Below are 8,660 nucleotides of genomic sequence, written 5' to 3' on the forward strand. Positions count from 1 at the left end.
GGTTGGGGCATCAACCCTCGAAGGAGAGGATATAAGAGGCGGTTCGCCGTCCAATCCTTGTTGATAGCGCTATTCGATTCCTAAAGAATCCAAATCCTTTAGGTTTTGGAGTATGTCAATTTACGTTCTTACTCTTTTCTCTATATCCGTGGCCTCAACGCGGACGCCTCGCCATTGACGGATATCATCGCTGATTGCGTAGAACGCCGGAATTACGAACAGCGTTAGGAGGGTTGCCACCGACAGCCCCCAAACGATGGTACTCGCCATAGGCATCCATATCGCTGACTTCCCACCAACCCCCAACGCCATCGGTAACAGACCGCTCACAGTTGTAATTGAGGTGAGCAGAATCGGGCGTAAGCGTGTGCGTCCTGCGTTGATAATGGCTTGCCATTTTCCCGCCCCCGCTGTCCGTTGACGATTGATAAACTCCACCAGCACAATCGAATCATTAACGACGATACCCGCCAGCGCGACGAGTCCGTATGTCGAAGCGACGCTCAGGGGGTTTCCAGAGGTGATCAGTCCTACCATCGCGCCGATGAACGCAAAGGGGACGGTCATCAGAATAATTAGCGGTTGGAGGAAAGACTTGAACTGCGTTCCCAGTATGAAATAGACCAGCATAATCCCAAAAGCGAAGAAGATGGGGATGTCCCTAAAAACCTGCTGAAACTCGGCAAATTCGCCGCCGGATTCAAGTGTGTAGCCCGGATAACGGGGGCTGATTTTATCGAAACGGGCGTGGAGTCTCTGATTCACGTTCACCCCAGAAGCGACTTCTTCATCCACGTTGGCAGTGATTGTGATGGCTCTCTCCTGCTTGTAGCGATGAATTGTGGAATAACCTTGTGTCATATTCAGTTGGGCGACATCTCGGAGAGGCACCGGTACACCCGTTGCCCCCATCAGTTTCAGGTCCTCCACATCTTTGAGCGTCGTGCGTGCAGCTTCACTGAATTTAACGACGACATCAATCTCCTCATCTCCATCGCGGAATACGGTTGCCTTTGTGCCCTCAAACGCATTGCGTGCGGTGAAGGCGATCTGCTGGAGTGTCAGTCCATATTCGTTCGCCTTGTCCTCATCAATGTGTAGTTTAATCTCCTCTTGGCCTAGGGCGTAGTTATCGTCGATGTCAGTGACACCGGGAGTGTTGGCAAGTTCCGCTTTCAGTTCGTGGGTGATCGCTTCCAGTTCGTCGAAGTATTTCCCTTTTATTATGACTTCGACATCCTTACCGGCGGGCGGACCCTCTTCCCTTGTCTGAAACCCAATTCGCTCGGGACCCGTGATATGACTGTATTTCTCGCGGAGTTCAGCGATAATTTCATCAAGTGTTCGCTCACGATCCTTTGCTTCGGCGACCTCGACGTGGAGCATTCCGAGGTTACCGTTACGCTCATTAAAGTTGTTCTCTACCTCGTGCCAACCCGTTCTCGTGATGACTGCCTTGATTTCGGATTTGGGCATCGCGAGAGTCACTGTCTCAAATTCGCGCATTACGTCATCTGTCGTTTCCAAGCGGGTGCCCACAGGCATTGTGACATGGACAAGAATCATCGGATACTCGTCACCGTGGAACATGTCAACTTCCACTAGCCCAAAGCGGATTGGGAGAAAGCTCAGGAGTAGGCAAAGGAGAATACCACCCAGCACCCAGTATCGACGACGTAGTGCGAAACTCAAGAGTCTGGTGTAGGGCTTTAGGAGGTAGCGCATCAGTCTATCTTGGGATTTGGGACGCCCAACTTTGCCCCAATCTGCGATGTGAGATGGCAAAATGAAGAAACATTCAAACAGGGATGCGGCGAGCGTCAAGGCGACGATGATTGGGATAATCTTCATGAATTTACCGACAATTCCCGGCAAGAGTGCGAGTGGGAGGAAGATGGCGGCGGTGGTTAAGGAAGCGGTAATCACGGGACCCGCGACTTCATGCGCTCCGTTGATAGCGGCTTGGATTGGCGATTCCCCTTCCTGCATCCGACGGTAGACGTTTTCCATCACAATAATTGCATCGTCCACGATAATACCAAGCACCAACACCAACCCGAACAAGGACATATTGTTGATTGATTCGTTGGCAACGCCCATGAGACTAAAAGTGATCAGGAGTGTCAATGGGATGCCGATGGCGACAAAAATTGCGTTCCTCAATCCCATGAAGAGGTATAAGACAAGGAGCACAAGGACTACGCCGAAAAGTGCGTTATATTGCAGCTTGCCGAGGGAATTACGAATGTGGATTGAACTGTCGTTCACTAATGTGATTTCCGCACCCTCCGGCAGTCGATTTGTCCGATATTTCTCCACTATGGTTCGGACCGTATCGACAATTTGGATCGTACTTCCTTCGCCCCGTTTTGCTACCGAGAGGGTAATTGCCGGTTTGCTATTCAAACGGGTGATTACGGTCGCCTCTTCGTAGGTATTTTGAATCTGTGCAACGTCCCTGATACGAATCTTGCCGCCACCGGGGATCTGTCGTACAATCACATTTTGGATCTGGTCGATTGAATCGAACTCACCGACGGTGCGCAATAGGTATTCCAAACGTCCGATCTTCAGTTCTCCTGCGGGGACGTTCATATTCTTGGCTGCTAACGCATTGACAACTTGCTGCAGCGTTAGTGAATATCGATCAAGGCGATCGGGATCGACCTCTACCCAGATTTCGCGGTCACGTTCCCCAATCATATCGACCTCCAAAACGCCCTCAACGGCTGCGATTTCGTCTTGGAGTTCTTCTGCTAGTTCTCGCCTCTCTTTTTCAGGGAAGTCCCCCGCTATGACAACATCGATCACCGGCGTTAGTGTGTTTGATTCGAGTTTGAACATGACGGGATCCTCCGCATCTTCAGGCAGATTTTGGACTTTATCTAGCTCGGTGCGGAGGTCTTGGTACAGTTTGTCGAACTCGTTGCGTGAGATATTCTGATCGAATTTGACGCTGATGCCGGTGAATCCTTCAGCGGCGGTTGAGGTGATAGACTCAATTTTATTGACATCAGCGATTTCGTCCTCAATCGGCTTGGTGATCAGTTTTTCAAGCTCTTCGGGCGAAACGCCGGGGTACATCACCCAGATAAGTACCCAGTTGAAGGACATATCGCGTTCGAGTTCGCGTGGCATATTGATTAGCATGTATGATCCCAAAACAATTGTCGCGATGGTGATCATGTGAACCAATACAGGGTTGTTGACAGACAGTCTAAATACGGATTTCATTGTGAGTTTTTCCTAGTCGATTGCGTGATGTTATAGATTATTGCATGCTTCTGGGCTTGACGTTATAGACGTTTTCATGTATGCTTTCGTTGAAACAAGCGGCAAGGGATACGGCATTTTAATTAAACAATAATAAGCGTCAGTGGCGTTGACCACTAGGGGGCAAATTTGAATCATGGGTTGGATTAAATACGCAATTGTCACGGCATGTGCGCTGGCTGCTGCAGATCTATGTGTGAAGTTGGCAGCGAATAGGATTTCTAGCAGTCTGTTGATGTTAATATACGGCTGTTGTACATTCTCGACTGGACTGGCTTGGGTGCTGTGGCACTGGGCGCGGGGCGTACCGCAACATGCCCAACTCTCAGGTATTTTAGCGAGTATAGGTATGGGATTTGCGTTCAGCGGCGTGACTATAGGATTGTATGTCACCTTCAGTGCGGGGGCGCCAATCTCTCTCGGCTCACCCGTTATCCGGTTCGGAGGGATATTGCTGACAAGTATAGCCGGCATGATATTTTTACGGGAACCGTTCACCTTGCGATATGTTATCGGCGTACTGCTCGTTTGTAGTGGTATGTATTTGATTATTACAAGATAGGCCTTCAGTGAAACGTGATACGTGACACGTGAAAATCATTTGGTCAGAACTAACAGAGCTTATGCTTCCCATATATACTTAGCCCGGATATATGCCATCTCGAAACCAGCGCGGCGCAGATTGCGATGTGAAATGAGCGGATTACCCGGCTTGGGTGCTGCAGTCTCGCTGGTAAACCAGCTACCACCTAACTTCAATCCATCAACCACCCGTTGATGCACCATCGCTTTTTGAATTCCACGCCGTCGAAACCCCGAAAGGGTGGCGGCATCTGTCAAATGTGCGGCTCCGTCTTGGAGGTACATTGCTGCAACCGCCACGGGTTCATCGCCATCATATTAGGGTGTGGGAGTACGTCAATCGGACAACATCATTCCCGCCCCGAATCTGCCAGTCCTTCCCTTTTGATGTCGTTCAGAGAAAAACAGATGTGCATTGCAATAGGTGCATATCTGAGCGACCTCTATGTTTTGCGCTGGGATACCTGCGTCTATGATTTGCCGCTTGTTCGCTTCCCACAGGTTAAAATACCCTTTACCATCGGGGGTTTCATTGTTAATATAGCCGTCGGTGCTACCGAAGGTATCTTCGACTTGTGAGATGACTTCGGGACCGACTTCATAATGGCAGGGACCGATTGAGGGACCGATTCCTACAAGGAGTTCAGCCGGATTGCAGTCGAATTCCTGTTTTAAGGTTTCTGCCGTTTTTTGCGCTGCCAATTTGACCGTGCCGCGCCATCCGGCATGTACGGCGGCTATCACTCGCTTTTGGGGATCGAAGAAGAGAACGAGCACACAATCCGCTGCGAGAACCGTTAGACACAGGCGAGGAACATCGGTTATCATTGCGTCGGTCGCTTCGACCGCCGTATCGAGATCCGCTGCACCGCAGCCTCTCATCTCCTCTGTTACGATTGTCACTGTGCCGCTGTGGACCTGTTTGGAGATTGTAAAATCGGAGAGCGGGATTCCGATGTTGGCTGCCAACCGTTCACGATTTTGTAGGACAGTTTCAGGGGTATCTCCGACGTGAAATCCTAAATTGAGGGATTCGTAGGGTGCGGGACTCAGACCGCCGCTGCGGGTCGAAACAAAGTGGTGTATCCCGCTCTGTTTCGACAGGTTGTGGAATTGGAATGTGGATAGTGATTGAAGGTGAGTTTCTAACATAGCACTAGGAATTACTCTCAAGCGCTTGAAGCAAACCACGCATGTGCCCCACGCAGTAGGCGATGTACTCTCTGCCTTCTGGCCCGTCTGTGGTGAGTCGCATGATATGGTCATAGTCAATGACAGCGTCGTAACCCACATCGTGCAGTGCCTTAGCCACACGGTACATGTCCATGTCACCGGCATCGGGGATGACTTCTTCGTACCCCTTCTTTTCAGGAATCTTTCCACGCACGTTGCGGAAATGGACGTGGAAGATTTTGCCCTGTCCTCCGAAGTGCCGAATCCCCTCAAAAACGTCTTCGCCCGATTCATAGCGAGTGCCTACACAGAAGGTCATGCCGTTGTTCGGGGACGGAACTTCGGAAAAGAGGCGGTCGAAGGCGGCGAAGTTGTAGAGAACCTGTGGTACGCCGTAGAGGCTGGGAACGGGCGGATCGTTGCCGTGCATAGCGACCTTGACGCCTGCACTCTCCGCTACAGGCACAACACTGCTAAAGATTTTTAAGGTGCGCTCCCAGATCTCCTCGTGGGTCGGTGCACCCTCTGGCGGGGGTTGGTCGAGGGCTTCGCTCAGATCCACCTTCAGGTGACTATAACCGCCCCGTCCCTCAATCATGCTGTGCATAGACTCCGGGAAGTGACCAAATTGGCCCGCCTGAAAACATTGGATCCCCATCACCGGCAGGTCAAACTCGCCGCAGAGTTCGGCGTTGACAATCAGGTTGTCGATTTCTTCTTCGGAGCCGGGCTGACCGAGGAAGGTTTTGATGCAATCACTATTAGCGGTGTTGGCGCGTTCGATCTTGAGTCCGGCTTTATCGATGGCTTCGACCACTTGTTCGAGTCCCTCACGATTTGCGCGACCTCCGGCTTCTGAATAGCCGGGACAGATGTTTAAGGTGATGTCCACGCAATCAACGCCGATCTGTTTGAGAAAGGCAAGGTCGTTGGGACGGTTTAACCAGTCGGGACTGATACGGGTGCCAATTTTCATCATTGTTGTTGTTCTCCTTTTGAGATATTAGGGAAGCGTCGCGATTCGGAGGGTACGCCCCCTACAGGGTCTCTGTTTGGATTATCGGTAAACTGCTTGGATCATTGATCGGATGTAACCGACGGCGAAGGCGCGTCCTGCCCATTGGGCGTTTTCATGGGGGAAGCTGGGGGTGTGATCCATCATGAAGGGACCCTCAAAACCGACTTCCCGATAGGTTTGCATCGCTTGATACATATCCACATCTCCCTCATCCACAAAGACCTCCTGAAACTTGTCTGGAGTACCTCGCAGGTTGCGGAAGTGGACAGCAGCGATTTTGTTTTGCGCCCCAATGCGCCGGATAGCGATTGGCACGTCTTCTCCCATTTCACGGACACACCCTTGACAGAACAGCATGGTGTTTAGGTGGCTGGGGACCGCCTCGAACATGCGTTCAAAATCGTCGAGTGTCGAGAGGATTCGGGCTGCACCGCCGAGCGGCTCTGGACGCGGTGGATCATCCGGGTGCATGGTGAGTTGTACGTCTGCTTCTTCAGCGGCTGGTACGATGTGTTCGAGGAAGTGCTTTAGATTCGCTCGGAGTTTCTCTTCGGAGATGCGCTGATCCGGGTAATCAGGCGGTTCCTTCATGAACTCGTCGTAATTGAACGTGCTGTAACTTGCCCCGCCTCTGCCAATGGTTCGCGCGGTTCGAAAGTTCCCGATGCCTCTGAAGTTGTAGCATAGTGTCGGGACACCGGCTTCCCCCATATTCCGTATCAGGGTGCACCAGCCCTTGATGTGTTCATCTCTGCCCGGTTTGCCGAGCGTGATTTCTTTCGCGGGTCTGAGGCCGACGTTATTAAACTTCATCCCGTGGGATTCGACTTTCTTGCGGACATCTTTCCAGATATCGGCACGATCGCCCGGTTGGGGAGGTGGTGGGTGCATCACCGCAACGTAATCCACACCGATTGCCTTGAAAATGCTGAGGTTATCGTCGTTGATTCCCTCTAGGGAAAGGTGATCCTGGATTGTCATAGTGGACATCTCCGGTTCATTAGTTCATTGGTTCATTAGAAGCGTGAAACGTGGGTGTTGGGTTTCGCTCGCGCTCAACCCAACCTACGATTCGATCCGACCTGTTGCTAATGGACGTGTCCGCGGGCGGCGATGTCCCATTGGTCGCTGATTTGTCCGTCCTTTAGCACGGTGTAGGTGTCTAACAGGTTTGCGACAACGCATGAGTGGTTTGGGACTAACCGAACTTTAGAACCTATCGCTAGATCGAAGTCCTTGCGTATGACAACCCCATGCTCTTCCGAAAGTCTGGTGACAATCATCTCGTAATCTGTATCCTCGAAGTGATCTAGGGGGTACGCTAGTCCAAACCCTTCCATCCCCGGCATTCCGTGCGCGCCTTGATCGGAACTCAAGGTTTTGGATCCTGAGTCGATAATAAAGTAATCCGCGTTTTTGCTCACCACCGTTGCTAACACTGAAAGCGCGATCTGGTTTAACTCGATGACCTTGAGACGGAGCGGCATTCTATCCATAAAGATGTAATTGCCTGGTCGAATTTCGGTGATGCCGTCGTAGCTGTCACTCACAAGGGTGCCGGGTGTAGATCCAACGGATACCTCCGAGACTTCGATACCGTTGCTCTCCAATTTTTTCCGCACGCGGTCCATAATCCCACACTCCTCTTGGGCGACTTTTCGCGCAGCATCGGCGTCATCTGCGCCATAGGTATGCCCAGCATGGGATAGCAGCCCAACAAAATTCAGATTGGGTTCTTGGATAATTTTTTGCACCAACTCGACCAAGCCCGGATCGTCTTCTGTAAGTCCACAGCGGTGTAGACCCACATCTATCTTCAGGAAGATGCTAATCTGTTTCTGGTGTCTCCCTGCTACTTGAGCGATTGCGTCTACTCCTGCGGGGCTATCAACGATGAGGCGGAGGTCAACGTCGTGTGCGCGTGCAGCGGCGATCAGACGGTCGAGTTTTGAATCGACGACCAAGGGATACGCCACCGTGACGGAACGGATCCCGTTGTTGATGAAAACGAGTGCCTCGTCTACCTTTGAGGACGTAATTCCGACTGCACCTGCGCCTATCTGTTGCCGCGCGAGTTCAAGGCACTTGTGGGTTTTGATGTGTGGGCGGACATTGACACCGCGCGTATTACCGATGTCCTGAATCAGTTGGATGTTGGCTTGTAGCCTGTCTTGATCTAACAAGATATGCGGGGTTTCTAAATCTAAAATGGCTGTGTCTATCTGTCCCATATATTTGCCTCCAAGTGTGAAATGCGTAGTTCATATAAAAGCAGGATGCAAAGTGTTAAAGCATCCACGAATTAACCGAATCTTCACAAATAAAAAAGAAAGGAGCTCATATAAAAAGTAAAGCAAAACGCAAAGAGAAACCGAGTTTTTTCGGGAAAACTCGGTTTCTTTCTTCTGCCCTGGGTTACTGTTGCACGATTGAGCTCATGCGTATACTCGTTTATTAATGAACCAATGAACAAAGTGCTTTCACGCGTTACGCATCACGTTTTACGCTTTTTGTGTTTTGCACTTTCTTTTTATTTAACTCCACTTTAGCCCTAAAACCCCGTCTTTTAAGGCGGGGATACAGGGACGCTTTAGCATAGTTTTTTCAAGACTTT

Annotated in this window: 7 protein-coding genes; 1 reads left to right on the forward strand and 6 read right to left on the reverse strand. The window is 50.8% G+C overall.

From position 1 onward, the window contains the following. Positions 1–120: 120 nt before the first annotated feature. Complete coding sequence (locus J4G02_17130; GenBank protein MCE2396274.1) at positions 121–3,234, reverse strand: efflux RND transporter permease subunit; 3,114 nt, start codon at positions 3,232–3,234, stop codon at positions 121–123. A 175-nt stretch (positions 3,235–3,409) separates the two neighbouring features. Between J4G02_17130 and J4G02_17135 the strand changes: the two genes are divergently transcribed. Then, complete coding sequence (locus J4G02_17135) at positions 3,410–3,835, forward strand: hypothetical protein (protein ID MCE2396275.1); 426 nt, start codon at positions 3,410–3,412, stop codon at positions 3,833–3,835. Between the two features lie 59 nt (positions 3,836–3,894). On the opposite strand, the gene J4G02_17140 is transcribed toward J4G02_17135, so the two are convergent. The 5 genes from J4G02_17140 to J4G02_17160 all read right to left on the reverse strand — a co-directional run bounded on the left by J4G02_17140 (position 3,895) and on the right by J4G02_17160 (position 8,277). After that, positions 3,895–4,155 carry a hypothetical protein gene (locus tag J4G02_17140; protein ID MCE2396276.1) on the reverse strand — a complete coding sequence of 87 codons (261 nt, stop codon included), beginning with the start codon at positions 4,153–4,155 and terminating at the stop codon, positions 3,895–3,897. 36 nt (positions 4,156–4,191) lie between these two features. Beyond that, positions 4,192–5,007 carry a peptidoglycan editing factor PgeF gene (gene pgeF, locus J4G02_17145; protein MCE2396277.1) on the reverse strand — a complete coding sequence of 272 codons (816 nt, stop codon included), beginning with the start codon at positions 5,005–5,007 and terminating at the stop codon, positions 4,192–4,194. A 4-nt stretch (positions 5,008–5,011) separates the two neighbouring features. Beyond that, a complete protein-coding gene (locus tag J4G02_17150) occupies positions 5,012–6,007 on the reverse strand; it encodes a mannonate dehydratase (GenBank protein MCE2396278.1) in 996 nt (331 codons plus the stop codon). A 78-nt stretch (positions 6,008–6,085) separates the two neighbouring features. Continuing rightward, complete coding sequence (locus J4G02_17155) at positions 6,086–7,027, reverse strand: mannonate dehydratase (GenBank protein ID MCE2396279.1); 942 nt, start codon at positions 7,025–7,027, stop codon at positions 6,086–6,088. Positions 7,028–7,134: 107 nt separating this feature from the next. Continuing rightward, the gene (locus J4G02_17160) at positions 7,135–8,277 is read right to left on the reverse strand and encodes an alanine racemase (GenBank protein ID MCE2396280.1); all 1,143 of its coding nucleotides are present in this window, start codon (positions 8,275–8,277) and stop codon (positions 7,135–7,137) included. Positions 8,278–8,660 lie beyond the last annotated feature (383 nt).

This window comes from Candidatus Poribacteria bacterium (genome assembly GCA_021295755.1).
Lineage (GTDB): Bacteria > Poribacteria > WGA-4E > WGA-4E > PCPOR2b > PCPOR2b.